This is a genomic window from Arthrobacter sp. P4_F11, assembly GCF_056401395.1.
Genome location: NZ_JBFUJK010000010.1, coordinates 45,877 through 62,138, shown reverse-complemented (window position 1 = coordinate 62,138; position 16,262 = coordinate 45,877). Strand labels below are relative to the sequence as shown.

11 protein-coding genes are annotated in these 16,262 nt (G+C 63.6%); 6 read left to right on the top strand and 5 right to left on the bottom strand.

All coding sequences use genetic code 11. The annotated features are described in order from the left end of the window. Positions 1–59 precede the first annotated feature (59 nt). The 3 genes from wecB to AC1DRO_RS12705 form a co-directional block, all read right to left on the bottom strand. Positions 60–1,136, bottom strand: coding sequence for a non-hydrolyzing UDP-N-acetylglucosamine 2-epimerase (gene wecB, locus AC1DRO_RS12715; RefSeq protein WP_476951067.1), 1,077 nt, complete (start codon positions 1,134–1,136; stop codon positions 60–62). Between the two features lie 79 nt (positions 1,137–1,215). Then, positions 1,216–3,222, bottom strand: a complete 2,007-nt coding sequence (locus AC1DRO_RS12710) for a DUF6541 family protein (RefSeq protein WP_476951066.1) — start codon at positions 3,220–3,222, stop codon at positions 1,216–1,218. 109 nt (positions 3,223–3,331) lie between these two features. Continuing rightward, positions 3,332–4,477, bottom strand: coding sequence for a glycosyltransferase (locus tag AC1DRO_RS12705; protein ID WP_476951065.1), 1,146 nt, complete (start codon positions 4,475–4,477; stop codon positions 3,332–3,334). 142 nt (positions 4,478–4,619) lie between these two features. Here AC1DRO_RS12705 and AC1DRO_RS12700 point away from each other — a divergent pair, with 142 nt between their 5' ends. Continuing rightward, complete coding sequence (locus tag AC1DRO_RS12700; RefSeq protein ID WP_476951064.1) at positions 4,620–5,618, top strand: glycosyltransferase; 999 nt, start codon at positions 4,620–4,622, stop codon at positions 5,616–5,618. 37 nt (positions 5,619–5,655) lie between these two features. On the opposite strand, the gene AC1DRO_RS12695 is transcribed toward AC1DRO_RS12700, so the two are convergent. Continuing rightward, on the bottom strand, positions 5,656–7,494 hold the full coding sequence (locus tag AC1DRO_RS12695; protein WP_476951063.1) for an ABC transporter ATP-binding protein: 1,839 nt from the start codon (positions 7,492–7,494) through the stop codon (positions 5,656–5,658). A 161-nt stretch (positions 7,495–7,655) separates the two neighbouring features. Between AC1DRO_RS12695 and AC1DRO_RS12690 the strand changes: the two genes are divergently transcribed. From AC1DRO_RS12690 to AC1DRO_RS12670, 5 genes are all read left to right on the top strand, one after another. Then, positions 7,656–8,294, top strand: a complete 639-nt coding sequence (locus AC1DRO_RS12690; RefSeq protein ID WP_476951062.1) for a glycosyltransferase family 2 protein — start codon at positions 7,656–7,658, stop codon at positions 8,292–8,294. 4 nt (positions 8,295–8,298) lie between these two features. Then, the gene (locus tag AC1DRO_RS12685; RefSeq protein ID WP_476951061.1) at positions 8,299–8,697 is read left to right on the top strand and encodes a DUF2304 family protein; all 399 of its coding nucleotides are present in this window, start codon (positions 8,299–8,301) and stop codon (positions 8,695–8,697) included. Beyond that, the gene (locus AC1DRO_RS12680; RefSeq protein WP_476951060.1) at positions 8,694–9,785 is read left to right on the top strand and encodes an acyltransferase; all 1,092 of its coding nucleotides are present in this window, start codon (positions 8,694–8,696) and stop codon (positions 9,783–9,785) included. The genes AC1DRO_RS12685 and AC1DRO_RS12680 overlap by 4 nt, the downstream gene beginning before the upstream one ends. A gap of 80 nt (positions 9,786–9,865) precedes the next feature. Next, a complete protein-coding gene (locus tag AC1DRO_RS12675) occupies positions 9,866–11,011 on the top strand; it encodes a glycosyltransferase family protein (protein WP_476951059.1) in 1,146 nt (381 codons plus the stop codon). Between the two features lie 173 nt (positions 11,012–11,184). Continuing rightward, positions 11,185–12,633 carry a hypothetical protein gene (locus AC1DRO_RS12670; protein ID WP_476951058.1) on the top strand — a complete coding sequence of 483 codons (1,449 nt, stop codon included), beginning with the start codon at positions 11,185–11,187 and terminating at the stop codon, positions 12,631–12,633. Positions 12,634–12,670: 37 nt separating this feature from the next. On the opposite strand, the gene AC1DRO_RS12665 is transcribed toward AC1DRO_RS12670, so the two are convergent. After that, on the bottom strand, positions 12,671–15,847 hold the full coding sequence (locus AC1DRO_RS12665; protein ID WP_476951057.1) for a GH25 family lysozyme: 3,177 nt from the start codon (positions 15,845–15,847) through the stop codon (positions 12,671–12,673). Between the last annotated feature and the right edge of the window lie 415 nt (positions 15,848–16,262).

The following is a 16,262-nucleotide window of genomic DNA, read 5'->3' as shown; positions in this document are numbered from 1 at the left end:
CAGGGGCGGCAACGGACTTTGTTTCGCCCGTTCCCGCCCCGGCAAGGTGCCGGCGCTTGCTACTTTCTGCCGGACACCGCGTTGAAGTTCAGCAGCGCGTCCACGATCTTCTCGGCGGCGTGCCCGTCGCCGTACGGGGCCGCGTCCGTGGGCTCGGGGGCGGGCCGCTTCACCGTGTCGGCCAGGATGGAGAGGTCCTCGCTCACGAGAACGTTCCACTGTGATTCGAGGGTCTCAACCCACTCTGTCTCGGGACGGATCGTCGTGCACGGCACCCGCAGCAGGAAGGCTTCCTTCTGGAGGCCTCCCGAGTCGGTGACAACGCCTGCACTGTTGAGGACGGCGTTGACCAGTTGCGGGTAGGCCAGCGGCGGGCATACCCGGATGCTTCCCTGCTCCAGCGTCAGTCCGTGACGTTCTGCCAGACTGACCAGGCGAGGATGGGCGAGCAGGAGGACAGGACGGTCCAGGGAGGCCAGGGACGCCAGGATTGACCGGAGACGGGACGGTGAGTCCGTGTTGTCAGGCCGGTGGATCGTGCTGACGTAGTATCCCTGCGGGGCCACGTCCAGGGGGAGTGGCTCCTTCCGGCTCTCCAGCAGGGCACGGACCTGGTAAAGGACGTCGGTCATGACGTCGCCGACGAGGACGGTCTTGGCGGCGAGGCCCTCGTTGGCCAAGTGGTCAACGGCCACGTGCGTGGGGGCCAACAGCAGGTCCGCGGCGTGGTCGGTCAGGACGCGGTTGTGTTCTTCGGGCATGCGACGGTTAAATGAACGCAGCCCCGCCTCGAGGTGAGCCAGGGGAATATGCATCTTGACCGCGGCTATGGCAGCGGCCAAGGTGGAATTCGTGTCGCCGTATACCAGGACGCAGTCTGGTTTGGCCTCTTCCAGGATCTCCTCGAGGCCTCCGAGCATGGCCCCCGTCTGTGCGCCGTGCTTGCCGGACCCCACGCCGAGGTTGAAATCGGGCGCTGGAATACCCAGGTCACGGAAGAAAACATCGCTCATGAGTTCGTCATAGTGCTGGCCGGTGTGGGCAATCAGGTGCTCCGCCCGGCCGGTGATAGCTGACGCGATCGGCGCGAGCTTTACAAACTGTGGTCTTGCGCCGACGACGCTGAGAATACGCATACTCCCAGCTTATGCGATAGCCGCCCCCCGCCACGGCGGCTGTGACCCCGCGCACCCGTCGGTACCGGGCGCAGCATGGTTAGCAGGCGTTGACCTTGAACAATTTGGCCGCGCCCTGATGGTCCACGAGTTCAACCTTTGCCCCCGGGGTCGCCAGCACGTTGTCGAACGCGGGATATGCCTGAGCCTCCACGAAGTTGAGGATGTAGAAGCGGCCGAAGTCGAGGATGTAGCGCACGTGCTCTTTCTCCGCGAGCTGGCAGGTTTCAGCTCCCCTTTGCGACGTCGTTAGGTCCATCGCAATCTTGCGAAGATCGGCGTCGGGCCCCGGCGAAAGGTGGTACTGGGTGACGCGGCGACCAGATATGGCGAAGGCCAGCGGCCCGCCGTTGAACGGGTTGACGCCGATAACTGCATCCTTCGGGACAGTCGAATCGAGTCGGGACATCAGGGCGAATTCATCACTGGATACAGCCCAGCCCGGGGCAAAGGAATATGAGTTGCTGATCTTGGTCGACACTGCGGTCAGCCCGGGGCTATGGACGCGATCCACCAGGGTGGAGAGTACGAGCGCAAGAATCGCAGCTGCTGCGACGGCGTACAGGCTCCCGGATCCCCTGAACTCAGGGAGGCCAAGCCGTCGGCCGGCGCCACGTTTCGCGCCGATGCGCCGGAGCCATCCCCTGACCGCGGACACCAGGCCGTCAGCACCCACGCTGGCAAGGACAATCATGAACAACGGCACCAAGGCCGCGAGCCGGTACGGATCCTGGTACCAGCTGCCGATCGTGAAATGCCGGAAGCGGCCCTGATACATGACGACGGCGACGACGTAGAGGGCAGCGGCAATGAGTGCGCAGGCAATAATCCAGCCGCCTCTCCGCCGCCAGATGATGGTGATGATGCCGACCAGGGCCGCCACCGATGCGACCATTGTGTCGCCGCCGCCGAGGAGTGTGCCCGTAGCGACGTCGCCCACGGCCTGCTCCAGGGTCCGGCTGGGTTGCCAGCTGTCGAAGTTCAGGAGCAATGCCTGCCAGACGATAAGGAAAGCGGTAGCCGCCGCCAGACCCCAAAGGACTGTCAGCCCGATTGACCTATTGCCGGCTGTGGAGCGGATGCGGGCACGCATCTGGGAGAACCACGCGGCGGCAATGAGCGGGACGGAGAACGCCAGGAGTGCCGTGACACCGTTGGGCTGCGAAAGGAACAACGCCGCAACCGCGATTGCCAGGAAGGACCAGAGGCTGACGTCGTCCAGGAATCTTTCGCGCCCGGCTCGGAACAGCCCCACAAGGATGAGCAGCGCCAGAGGCAGCAAGCTGTAGGCAAGGGTATTGGGATAGAGCGGGCCCCACTGGAGCAATTGGAAAGGGAACATCCAGAAGCCGCCACTGAGGGCACCGGCAACCACAAGCGGCAGGACGCGGGGACCGACGATGCCGCGGACCAGCATGATGCAGGCGAAGGGCCACAGGAGCGCGCTCACCGCTACGACCACGGCGTTCTCGCTGACGAAGACGTCGTTGTTGGTCAACTGGGCCACGAGGGCAGCCAGCGAGTGCCATACGGACGGGTAGATGGCAATCCCGGAATCCGGGCTGAGCATCCGTCCCAACGTCAGGGACGAGGCATGGCCGGTTTCGAGGATGTACCGGATCGCATTGAGGTGAAAGATATTGTCGTACACCTGCGCGAAGTTTCCGGGCTTGCCGATGGCAGGGAGCAGACGGTTGAGAATAAGGGTGGAGCCCGCCACCATGCCGCCCAGGATTGCCGCCCATTGGACGGAGGGCGCCACCGAGGCTGGAGCGACTGCGGCAACCCGTCCTTTTAAGGATCTCCGTAACAGGAATGCCAGGCCCGTGCAGATTGCTGTCACGAGCAGATAGCTTAGGAGCCCCCAGTCCAGCCGGAGCAGTCCTCCCACCACACCCGCGAGCCCTATGAGTCCGCAGGAGGCCAAGGGGGACATTGCCGCGGAGGCAAAGCCCTTGGCGCCCAGCGCCCTCGCGAGCATCAACCCGGGGAGAAACATCAAGAGTGCGGCCACGGCGATAGCGGGAAACGCCTGCCACCAGTTCATTAATGCTCCTGCTCGTCCGAATTATCGACTCGAGTCTAGCAAGCGAGACTGGTGACCTTGCGCCGGTGATCCTCCAGCAACGGCCCCGATGGTGGCGCGGGTTCCGTTATCAGAGTGCGGAGACCGGTGCTGTGAAAACGCCGGTCGCGGCACGCAGTCTCTCGCTGAAGTAGTGGCGGAGCGTTGAATCGCGGGACAGGGAGTCCTGCAGTCGTGGTGTAAGCAATGCCCCCCTGCGTCCGGAGCTCCGGTAATCTGCCGCCAGCGCGCGCAACTGCCGAAGCTCACCGGCCGCGCCCGCGGCCTTGATGAGGGCGAGGTCACGACGGCCGATACTTGGAATGGAACCGCCGGCAAACGCCAGGACCCTGTCGGCCACGGCGCGCCAGTAGAGTCTTTCGTCGGGATCCCACAGCGGGGGCCGGCCGGGGGAGTCTGGGGCGTCAGCGCGCCTGAGCAGGGCCCCGATGCCGTGCACCCTCAGGATCTTGTGCGCGATGGCGCGCCTTTCCGGCGTCGATGCCCCCTGCAGCCAGTCCGTATCAAGCAGGTGTTCCAGCCACGCGAACTCCTGTCTTAGCGGCCGGATTGAGCTGGTCACGCGGGCCGGACCCGAATCATCCGTCTGGCGGTACGCGGGCGCGCCGTACGGATAGCAAATGGCACCGGAACGGAACCACAGCCGCAGCGTCGGCTCAATGTCTTCGCCGGTAAGGATACCCTCGGTGTAGCCGAACCCCAGTGCGAGCAGGCTCTCTCGGCGTAGCAGGCCGTAGGGCACGCTGCGGTACGCCAGCCCGTCCCGGAGGGGGTGAAGGATCCTGGGCTTTGACGGTCGAATTCGTGGGGACTGAAGAATGTTGCCCGACGGGGTCCGTAACGGTGCGATCACTGCAGCGGCGGCACGCTTCTCGGCCACTTGCCACCACGACAGCAGCGACCCGGGTTCCAGATAGTCGTCCGAGTCGAGGAAGCTCATGTAGGTCGCACTGCTGCGGGCCAGGGCGTAGTTGCGGGGGCCGGCCGGTGACGCCACGCCGTCGGTGTGGGCGAGATAGGTGACACCGGCGACACCGGAAGGAAATCCGGGCTGAGTCAGGCCGTCCGCCGGAAGGTTGTGGAGCACGACCGTCACGTTCAAGTCGACGCCGCGGCTGGCCAGCGCGGAGCGCTGCCCAGTGACGGACGCTATTGCACGCGTTATCGGCCGCGCTGGATCATGGACCGGGATGACGACTTCGATGCTTTGGCGCATGGACTAAGCACTCCTGAACGAGGTTATTTGGGGAGTCCCGCGATAACCTTACTGGGTGCAAAACGAAACTCGGGATTCATCGGCGCCGGCTCAGATCTTGCATGCGCCGTCCCCCGGGAGCCGTCGGGACAAGGCGGCAGGGATGAGGGCCGATCCTCATGTACTTCAATTCAACGATTGCGCTTTCGTGGCCCGGACCATGGTCCGGGCGGCCGGCCGGGCAGGTAAGAAGTGGGACTATTTGCCGCCCGAACTTGTGCGTCCCCTGACGCCTGCGCCGGCAAACCCGGTCATGGCCCGGGCGCGCTTTGTCCCGTTTCTCGCCCGTAGGGCCGCAAAGCTCTGGCAGGCGGACGTCGTCCATGTCCACTACGCCACCAGTGCGCGGTTGCTCCGGGAACGGGGTATGCCGAGGCGTCCATACGCCCTGACGTTGCATGGAACCGACATTCGTAAACAGTGGACCGATCCTGCCTTCCACGATGAGATCCAGCGGGCTATCGACGGCGCCGTGTACGTCTTTTACGCGAACAATGACACCGCCGAAAACGCGTTGGCGGCACGCCCCGATGCCGAATTTCTGCCTGCATTGGTTGACGCAGCCAGTCTCCCGGCCTGGCGGCCGGACGCCCGGCCGACCATTCTCTTTGTCTCGCGCTGGGACGAGGACAAGGGGGTGGAGCGGCAGTTGAGCCTGGCTCGCCGGCTTCGGCGCGCGGTCGCTCCGGAAGTGCGAATTCTCGGACTGAACTGGGGGCCGGGGGCGGGGCGGGCGGCTGAGGCGGGCGTGACGTTGCTGGAGCGCATGTCGCAAGAGGAATACCACCGCGTTATGTCCGGGGCCCATGTCTGCGTCGGTCAGGCGACCAACAATTTCGCCACCAGCGAGTTCGAGGCCCTGTGCATGGGCGTGCCGCTCGCCGCCGTCGGGGCGCGCCTGGCGCGGCCGGACGACGGCTCGACGCCCCCGGTTCTGGAGGGAACGGAGGACGATGTGGTGGCACAGGTCCTCGAGGCGCTCAAGGACCCACCGGCTGCCGCGCGTACGCTGGGCGGGTCCACCTGGGCCCTGCCTAGATATGACGCGGCGGCGTACGTGGACCGCCTGGAGGATCTCTACCGGAGAATCGCCGGCCGGTAGGGGACTGGCCGGCGATTCCCGGAGGCGACCGGGCTGCCTACAGCGCGCGTGCCTCCGGGCGCGCCGCCTCACCTGCGGCGGGGGCGCCGCCGTCAAGAGTGTGAAGGCCTGCGAGAGCAGCCTGCTGGGCGAAGTCCGGATTGATGCGGATGACCTCGTCGAAAATCCCCTGCGAAACGATAGTGCCGTCCTTCATGAAGCAGATCTGGTCGTTGTGCCGGATCGTGGAGAGACGGTGAGCCACGGAGATTACGGTGATCTCCCCGTGCAGTTCGCTAATTGCATTAGCGACTGCAGCCTCAGTGGACGTGTCCAGCGCACTGGTAGCCTCGTCGAGCACCAGGACCAGGGGATCCATGTACAGGGCACGGGCAATGCCCAGGCGCTGGCGTTGTCCGCCTGACAGGGCCAGCCCCCGCTCGCCGACCCGGCCATTGATTCCACCCGCGCGGGTATTGACGGTGTCGAGGAGCTGGGCGCGTTCCAGCGCGCTTCGGACTTTGGCCTCGTCAATGTCGCCGCCCCAGCTCAGGGCCACATTCTGGGCGACGGTGCCGTCGAAGATCGCTACATCCTGGGGCACATAGCCCACACGCTTGCGCCAATCGGAAAGCACGTCCTCGAGCGGCACGCCGTCGAGGGTCATGGTGCCTTTCGATGGGGTCAACAAGCCCAGGAAGATGTCGATGAGGGTGGACTTGCCAGCACCCGATTGCCCCACGATTCCCACTGACGAGCCGATGGGCAGCCTGAGGCTGATATTGGTGACCGCCGGCCCCTCTGCCCCCGGATAGGTGAATTCAACGTCCTTCAGTTCGAGCATTTTCGGCTCGTTGGTGATGGGGGTCTTGCCCAACTTCTCGGCGTTCTCCCGGAAGACGGCCGCTTCCTTGATATCTCGCATCACGATCTCGGTGTAGGGAAGAGTCGACTGGATCAGGGTTATCTGACCTTGGACCGTGGTCAGTGCCGGCACCAGCTTGAAGCCCGCCAGACCGAAGATCGCGACAGATGACATCGCAGTTTCTATGCCGCCAATCATGTAGCCCACCGCACCAATCAGCAGGAAGCCGCCGATCAGGGCCATGTCGATCACGAACTTGGGGACCGAACTGATGAACCTGATGTTCGACCGTGAACGGGCCGCACGTTCCCGGCTGTGCAGGACGATGCCGCCTACTTCTTCCGCCTTGTCGCGCAGGGTGATTTCCTTGAGTGCCCCGAGCATTTCAGACACCAGAGTGGACATGCGCTGCGCGGCGTCGCGGTTGACCTTTCCTGCCTCATAAGACTTCTTTGAGAGCCACAAGTAAAGGAACGCCGCGATGATCCCGAGATAAAGGACAGTGGACAAAGCGGTCTGCCAGGATGCAGCGACCAGCACCACGAGCACCGATGCGAAAGTCAGCGCCTGGGCCGGCAGCGTGACAGCCGGGAACAGCACACCCGATACGGTGTTGGCGATTCCGACGTCGATCATCCGGACGAGCTCAGTGGTGGACCGCTTCATCCGTTCCGTCCACGGAGCACGGATGTAGCTCTGGAACAGAATGGAGCCAATCTCAAGTTCGTAGTCGGCAAACCGGCGGGTGGACACCCATTGAAGCCAGATGCTGAGCACGGACTTCAGGATCATGACCATGGCCGAGGAGACGAGGATCAAGAGACTCGTCTCCTGAGTGACCGTTCCAATAACAGGCAGTGTCATCGTCCCGCCCTTGAGAATCTGGTTCAATACCAAAGCAAAGACGCCCAGCGCCGCCGAGTCGAGGAGCGAAAGAACGGCCGAGAGCACGCCAAAGAGGGTGAGGAAGCGCCTCGCATTGTCGGGGAGAAGAGGCAGCAGCTCGCGCATCGTGCGGCGCAGTTGTTTCAAGGAGTACTCCAAAGCGGCGGGGAAGAATCCTTTCCATACTACGCGGGGTGCTGTCTGGGCCCCTTTTGCCGGCGCCGGACGGATGAACGCCCAGCGGCCCAAATCGACGGTGATGACTGTGGAATACTTGATGGGTGAGTCGCACTTGGATAGTCATACCTATGTACAACGAGGCCTCCGTCGTTGGCGGGGTGATCGACGGAATCCGCCAAGAATTTCCGAATGTCGTGTGCGTCGACGACGGAAGCAGCGACGGCTCGCAGGATGTGGCCAGGAAAGCTGGCGCTGTGGTCGTCCAACACCCGGTCAACTTGGGCCAGGGGGCGGCACTTCAGACAGGCTTCGAGTATGCGCTCCAGGATCCTGAACTTGACTGCATCGTAACGTTCGACGCCGATGGTCAACACCGGGTTGAGGACGCCAAAGCAATGGCTGACCGTGTGCGGACAGGCGAAGCCGACCTGGTTCTGGGCTCACGGTTCTTGGACGGCCGGACGAAACTTTCCCCGGCAAAGCGTCTGGTGCTGCGGACCGCTGCGGTCCAGTCCCGGCTGGCGACCGGAATGGCGCTGACCGACGCCCACAATGGGTTGCGCGCCATTGGGCCGAACGTCGCCCGCAAGATCCACCTCACACAGAACAGGATGGCGCACGCCTCGGAGTTGATCCACCAGGTGTCCGAGATCAAGCCGCGCTGGGTGGAACACCCCGTGGAGATCATCTACACGGATTACTCAAAGGCAAAAGGCCAGTCCTTGCTGAACTCCGTCAACATCATCGCTGACCTTCTGTTTAGGTGAGAAATTGCAGATCATAGTCCAAATAGTCCTCGTCCTGGCCGTCATCGTCGTCTCCCTCGCGCTCATGCGGGGCGGTTCAAATGCCCGGCACCTCGCCATCCGCCGGATCATGCTGGTGATTTTCGCAGTGGTGGCGGCGTTGTCGATTTTCTTCCCGGAACTGCTGACCATGCTCGCCCGTTCCCTGGGCATTGGCCGCGGCACAGATCTTGTCCTCTACGGGCTGATCGTCAGCTTCATGGTTTTCATGGCCACAACCTACCAGCGCTTCCGGCACATGGAGACAACGCTCACCCAACTTTCCCGGCGGATCGCCATTGACGAAACCCCCCGCCCCTGGCTTAAGGATGCGCCGCAGACCACTTCGACCTTGTTCTCGGAACGGATGCGGGAGACCGAGTGACGGTTCTCAGGTCACGCCCGGAAGGTAGCACCGACGTCGCTTCGCTTCGCGACTATTCACTGGACATCCTGCGAATTCTCAGTATTTGCGGCGTCGTCGCGATCCACCTCTTCGGGTACGTTGTTGGGCACTCCGAGCGCGGGTCACGCAACTGGTGGCTGGGGGCAACCCTGGATATCCCCTTCATCTGGGTGGTTCCGGTTTTCGTGATGATCTCGGGCGCACTCCTGCTGGCGCCCCAAAACAGGGTCCTGGCGCCACGATCCTTTTACCGCAAGCGGGCGGTGCGGCTGCTGCCGGCACTTATCGTGTGGCACTTGATCTATCTGGTTGGAGTCCGCTGGCTGATGCGCGGGGAAGAGCTGGCGCCGGCCAGGGTGGTCCAGCTGCTCTTTGACGGCTCCGTCTTCACCCAGCTGTATTTCCTTTGGCTGATTCTGGGCCTTTACATGGTTGCTCCGCTCATCACGGTGTTCCTGCAGGACGGCGGCCCTCGGCGGGCCCAGACCCTTGCGGTCGTGCTGTTGGCCGCCACCGCGCTGGCTTATATGGCTCCTGGAATCGCAGCGGCGCTGGGCTTCGCCAGGCCGATCAGCCTGAACATCTTCACTCACTGGCTGCCATACGTCGGCTACTTCGTGGCTGGCCGCGCGCTGAGGGACGTCAAGCTCAGCGGACTGTCCCTTGTCGCCGCCGTCGCGGCCGCACTTGGTTTGGCGGGACTGGTTCTGTGGCAGTACGGACACCCGGGGCAGGCAGGGTTGCTGAGCGTGGTCTCGCCGGTCAGCTACCTCTCGCTGACCGTCATGATGTTGGCCATTGCGGTATTCCTCTCGGCCAAGTCCATTTTCAGCCGCGTCACCCCTGCACCCGCGACCGGCCGGATGCTGGTCACCCTCTCCGGAGCTTCCTTCGGCGTATTCCTCATCCACCTGCTGGTCTTCGAGGTCATCAGGCTCAACGTCCCGGCGGTCTTCGACGGCAAGTCCATCGCGGCGGCCATCGCAAGCTTCGCGGCTACCCTCACCGTAAGCTTTTCCGTCTCTGTCCTTGCAGGGCGGACTCCGTTCCTACGGAACATTTTTTAGCGGCAGACATTCACGCCCGCGGCGCCGGCGGGACCCATCCTGGCGTGAAGGTTGGCCTCGCGGTCTGGAATGATGGAGGCATGACTGCCTTGCCCCGACTTCTCATCATTTCCTTCTCGCCGATCCGGTCTGACCCGCGCGTGCTCAAACAGGTGGGTCTCTTCAGCGGCAAGTATCACCTCATCACGTGCGGCTACGGGGCCGCGCCGGATGGCGTGGATGAACACCTCGCCTTGTCGGCCGACGCTATTGGCTGGCCTTCGGACAGGATCGGGCTGCTGGGCCGTCGCTACCGGCGCGCCTACGACCAAATGTCGGCGGTCCAGCAGGCGCGGAAGCTGCTGGCCGGCGTTCGCGTTGATGTCATCCTTGCCAATGACCTGAACACGCTGCCGTTGGCCTTGGAACTGGAACCGAAATACGGTGTCCATTCCGATCTCCATGAGTTTGCGCCCAAGGAAAAGGACGACGACCTCAAGTGGCGTCTGTTCGTCGCACCGTACATGCGGTGGCTCTGCCGCACGTACCTGTCCCGGGCCCGCTCCCTCACTACGGTCGCCCCTGGCATCGCGGCGCAGTACACCCGGGACTTCGGGGTCGCGGCGGATGTGGTCACCAACGCGGCGCCCTTTGCGGAAGGAACGCCGCGGCCTGTCGGCGGGACAATTAGGCTGATCCACAGTGCGGCGGGGCAGCGCTACCGGAAGCTGGAGAACCTCATTGAGGCAATGCGCAGCGCGCCGTCCGGGGTTGAGTTGGACATGATCGTGATGCCCAACGAACCGGATTACGTCGCCGAACTGAAGCAGGTAGCGGCTGACGTGCCCGCGGTGAAGTTCCGCGCTCCAGTGCCTTATGCGGAGCTGGTTCAGACCTTGAGCGAATATGACGTCTCGCTGGTGTTCCTTCCCCCGACGAATTTCAATATGGAGAACGCGTTGCCCAACAAGTTCTTCGAGGCGGTCCAGGCGCGCCTGGGAGTGGTGGTGGGACCCTCACCGTCGATGGTGGAAATCGTCAACCAGTACGGTTTTGGCACCGTCACCCCGGACTTCTCTCCGACGGCACTGGCAACCACGATCCGGTCGTTGACCCCCGAGCAGATCATGGAGTGGAAGCGGGCGGCGGACCGCGCCGCCAAGCCGCTGGCAGCGGAAACCCAGCTAGGGATCTGGGAAGCAGCGATCCGCGCCCTGCTGCCTGCCTCCGATTCTGCGGTGTCCTGAGTGTTGCTCCAGGAGAACTGACCGCGGCGGGGCTCTCGATCGCGGCGCTCCGGTAGGCTTGAGGCGCTTTGCTGATCGGCAGCAGGAACAAGAGGAAGTGCCCTTCATTGGACTCTGGCAACGCAGTGCGGTCCGTCGTCGCACGTTGGTGGACGGTGGCCGTCGTAGGCCTCGTGGCTTTTCTGTTTCGGCTCCTGCCGCTGACGAACTCCAACACTTTGGGGGGATTTCGCGGGTATGACGACGGAGTCCACTACGCGTCCGGCGCGTATCTGATTTCCGGGGCGCTCCCGTATCGCGATTTTGTGCTGGTACATCCCCCGGGCATAAGCGTGCTCATGGCGCCTTTTGCCTGGATTGGCGACATGACCTCTGATCGCTGGGGGATTGGGCTCGCGCGGATTCTTTTTGTAGTCATCGGGACGTCCAGCGCGATGATTGTCGCATCACTGCTGAGATCCCGCGGAGCCTCCGCAAGCCTTATCGGTGGCGGCCTTTACGCGGTGTGGGTGGCGGCCAACATTGCCGAGCGATCGATAATGCTTTCGGCGCTGTTGAACGTGTGTCTCCTCCTTGGCCTACTGTTCCTGCGCAAATACAACGGTGACCGCAGGGCGCGCTGGCCCCTTCTGGCCGGGGCCATGCTGGGGCTGGCGCTGACCTTCAAGCTCTGGGCCGTCATTTCGATACTTGTCGTGGCAGTCTTCGTTGCGGTGCGCTTCGGCCGTCGTGAATTGCTGACGTTCTTGGGCGGGACGGCTTCCGTAGCCGTGGTGGTGGTCGGCCCGTTCCTCCTTGCGGCGCCGCAGGCGATGTTCCAGGACGTCGTCTTGGCACAGATAGGACGCACGGATGTGCGCAAGGGGATTGAGCTACGGCTTGAATATCTTGTGGGTTCGCCTGTGCCGCCGTTTGTGCTGTGGATTTTGGCAGCGCTGCTACTCATCGCCGTCCTGGCGCCCTGGGTGGCGGGTGCCGTTGATCGCAGGCCGTATTTCGCCAGCGACGATGCCTGGTGCTGGTCCCTTCTCGTCGTGGCGCAATCAACCGCCCTCCTGACGTCCGGCAGCTTCTTTGACCATTATTCGAATTTTGTGGCACCAGCGGTCGCGCTGACGTTGGGAGCCTTCGTTGGCTTGCTGGCTCGTCGTGCCGGCCGCTGGGTGGGGCAGTCCGGGCCGGGGATAGTCGCAGTTCTCGGAATGGCCGCTCTGGTGCCGGCAGGGATCGCGGGATTCTCGCTAAATCCTGCTCCGCTGCAGGATGTCAGCGAGACTGCGATTGCTGCGGCGGTGGCCAAACACCAGTGCGTCTGGGCTCCCTTCGCGTACATGTCCATTGTTTCTGATTCCCTGAGCCGCTCAGTCGCCAGGGGATGCGCTCCTTTAGTTGACTATTCGGGAGTAAAAATGATCATGGGCGGGCTAAAGGAGGGCAATGCGCTCGATGTTCTTCGCGCGACTGATAATGGGGAAGTGACGAAGCTGGCGGCGGCGGACGCTGCCGTCATTGGCGCCCCTCACTCCCGATACCTGATAACTAAGCGCATGGATGATGTCCTGCGTTCAAAATTCAGGCTAACCACACGGAGCAGCAACATGGAGGTATGGGTACGCCGCTGATCGTGGTCCGGCGGCCCCGGACCGACAGGGACGACTGTCAGTAGGCCGAGGTCGCAGTGGAGACCACGGTCGACGACGGCACGGTTCCTGCTGTGGTGCGCGTGCCCCACTTGCTCCCCGCGACTATGGGGTAGTAGCTGAGCTGTCCGTTCTCAAGGAGTGCCATGATCCCCCTGGAACCGGCACCGGCAAAGCCTGAGGTGCTGGAGAACTGCCTGAAGTACTGCCACGATGAGCCAATGGTTGTTCGCGTCTCGGAGATAAAGCCGCTCTGGCCATTGGAGCGGTAGAGCCGCATGGCGCCGAGAGAATTGACGGCCAGCAGATCCTGGTTGCCGTCGCCGTCGAAGTCGGTCATGGCGATCTTCAGGCCACCCCAGCTCACGCCGATTTTCACCGGGGCGCTGAGGGCCCGACCGGAAATATTGGCCCAGTAATACAGGGCGCCGTCCGTTCCGTAGCCGACGAGCCCCGGATAGCTGCTCGACTGCACCCACCGTCCGGTGACGAAAGCCGTCTGGGCGAAGCCACTGCTGGCGAGGACGACCGGGCCGGTGAATCCGCCGGTCTTGGCACCGAAGTATACGCTCAGGGCACCCGAGGACCACTGGGCCAGCACATCGGGAACACCGTCCTTGTTCCAGTCGAGAACGTTGAGGGTCTTAGCGGTGGACCAGCCGGTGCCGATTGGGTACGGCGTGTTGAAGCCGCCGGTTCCGCTGGCCGGGTGTGCCCACAACTTGCCCGCGGAGTCGACCCGCACGATGTCGGACGGTGAGGAAAGGGGCTGCTGGCGGATGATGGTGGGGCTGCCTGCTATGAAGATCGTGTTCCATCCCGTCGCCAGGCCCTTCTTGGGTCCCAGGACGCCCTTGGCCAGCGGGTAATAGCTGAGGGCACCAGTTACGTCACGGACCAGCAGGCCCGTGGACCCAGTGCCCGTGAAGCCACGGGCCGGACTGATGCTGTTCATAGCGGACCACCCGACGCCGAGCTGAGGTCGGGACTCGTTAATGAATGTTCCGGAGCCGTTGGAGCGCAATAGCGTCATCGCACCGACGTTGTCCACGGCGAGGAGGTCCTGGCTGCCGTCCCCGTCGGCGTCCAGCATGGTGACGTCCGTGCGGGCAAAAGTCGTACCGAGGGTTACCGGGGCTCCCAGGGCGCTGCCGCTGGCATGGCTGTAAAACGCCACGGCGCCGTCCGGTCGGCGGACAATCAATCCGGGATACCTGGAGCTCTTCAGCCATGGTCCAAAGGTGACGTCAGAACCGACCAGTCCCGAGAGCAGAACAGCGGGGCCGGAGAAGCCGCCGCTGGACAGGCCGGTGCGGAGGGTGAGCGCACCCGCGCTGGTTTGGACCGCCAGGTCCTGGATGCCGTCCGCATTCCAGTCGACAACATGCACGGAGGCTATTCCCGTGAAGCCTGCTCCAATCTTGATGGGACTGCCAAGGACTCCGGCGCCGGTCGGGCGTCGGTAGAGACTGCCGTCGGCGTAAGCACTTACGACGTCGGACGCGGCCTTAATGGAAGGGGTCCCCGCTGGCGGCGAGCTTGGAGGAGTGGGGGCCTGAGCGTTGATGTTTTCGCCGCCGGCGATCAGGAAACCGCCCCACGACGATCCAATGACCGTGGAGGCGCCCCAGCTGGAGTTCCCCGGAACGGGGTAGTACCGAAGATAACCGTCACGGGTGCGGGCCATGATGCCGGTAGCCGCGTAGCCCTTGAACGAGAAAGTCACTGTCACACTGGTCATCTGGTTCCATGAGGTTCCGACAGTCGGGCGCGTTTCAGCGACAAAGGAGCCCGAGCCGTTGGAACGATACTCGCGCATGGTCCCGGCAGAGTCTTGGGCGAGGATGTCCTGGTTGCCGTCGCCGTCAAAGTCGACCATGGTCAGATTCAGGTTGCTCCAGCCGCCGCCGATCTTGCTGCCGGCGCTCACGACTCCTCCGGAACTGTTGCGCCAGATGGCGAGGTTGCCGGCGTCGTCCCGGGTCAGGACCTGAGGGAAGTAACTGCTGCTCAGCCAGTACCCGATGGTGAGCTGGTAGCCGCTCCAACCGGAGGCCGCCAGCACGGGCCCCGCCGAGAAGCCGCCGCTAGCGACGCCGAGGTAGACATTGACCCGGCCGGAGGTCCATTGAGCTACCACGTCTAGGACCCCGTCGGCGTTCCAGTCGATCACGTTGATCGACCGGAGTCCCGTCCACCCTTGGCCGATCTGCTTCCGCGCACCAAGACTGCCGGTGCCGGTGGCCGGGTAGTCCCACAGGGCGCCGCCAGCATCAGCGGCCACGACGTCGCCGGTAGACATGATCGAAGGCTTCAGGACGACCCCGTCAGCAGTGGAGGCGAATTTCTGCAAGTTGGCGTAAGTGCCGTTCCAAGCGTTCGAGTCACCGGCGAAGGGGCCCGTGCTGCTGTACTGCCAGACGCTGTAGGTTCCCCAGCCGTTCGGCACGTTGCCGACGTAGGTCGAGTAGGACGCCAGGTGAAGCGGTTGGCTCCCGAAGGCCCCCGAGTTGCCGGTGCACTGGGACCACCAGCCCGCAGTGGTGTAGATCATGGGCAAGCGGCCGGTTCGGGCCAGTATGCGGTTGGAGAAGTCCCTAATCCAGCTGACCATGGCGGCGGCACTCATGTTGTAGCAGGTGTTGCCGAGAGTGCTGTACGGGTTGTATTCGATGTCCAGCAGCGGCGGCATGGTTTTTCCGTCGGGACTCCAGCCGCCGCCGCTGGTGATGAAGTAGTCCGCCTGCGCGGCGCCGGTGGAGACGGACGGAAGCGCGAAGTGATAGGCGCCGCGCATGAGGCCCGCGTTTAGGGAACCGGAGTACTGGGCTGCAAAAGTGGGGCTGCGGTAGCTGAGGCCCTCGGAGGCTTTCACGTATGCGAAGCGGGCGCCCATGGAGTACTGCGCCGGCCAATTCACCGTAGGCTGGTAGCCGCTCACGTCCAGGCCTTGAACGCCGGGGGCCTGCCAGGTGCTTTCGATCTGCAGGGACTCCGCAACGGCTGAAGAACCGCCGGACCGGGGGGAGCCGGCCAGCCGCGTTTTCAGGCCTTGGCCCATGTACGCGCCGTTTGCTCCGATGGCAGCGTTGAGCGCCTTCATATCGATGGCTCCCGGAGCGGTATCCGTTACTGCCTGCGTCGTCGTTGCCGTCGGGACGGGGCTGGGTGGCGGCGTGGATTCAGTCGTCGACACACTGCGGGCTGCGGGTTTTGGGCTTGCAGTTGCGGGGGCCGGGGCAGTTGGTGAAGCTGACGGCTCCGGTGCGAGAGGCCAAGCCTGCGCTGGAAGGCCGAGCGCCGATATCGCGGTGACGACCACGACTGCCACCGTCTTGAGCCGCGAAGTGGGTCGTATTGACAAGGTCGTGTTCGGCTTCATGTGTCTCTCCGGAGCCCTAACGTGCTCCGCAAAACACGCTACCTAGTTCATCATGACCGGTCATCCGCGAATCGGAAGCCGATACGTCAATTCGTTGGTCTTGACGCCGAAACGATAGCACCGGATCGGCTGTGATACCAGAGTGACCGATGGTGTCTCTGCTGTGAGAGTGACATGTGGGATGTAGATCTCTGTGGGCGGCTCGGCATTGCCCGGTGCGGATCGCCTG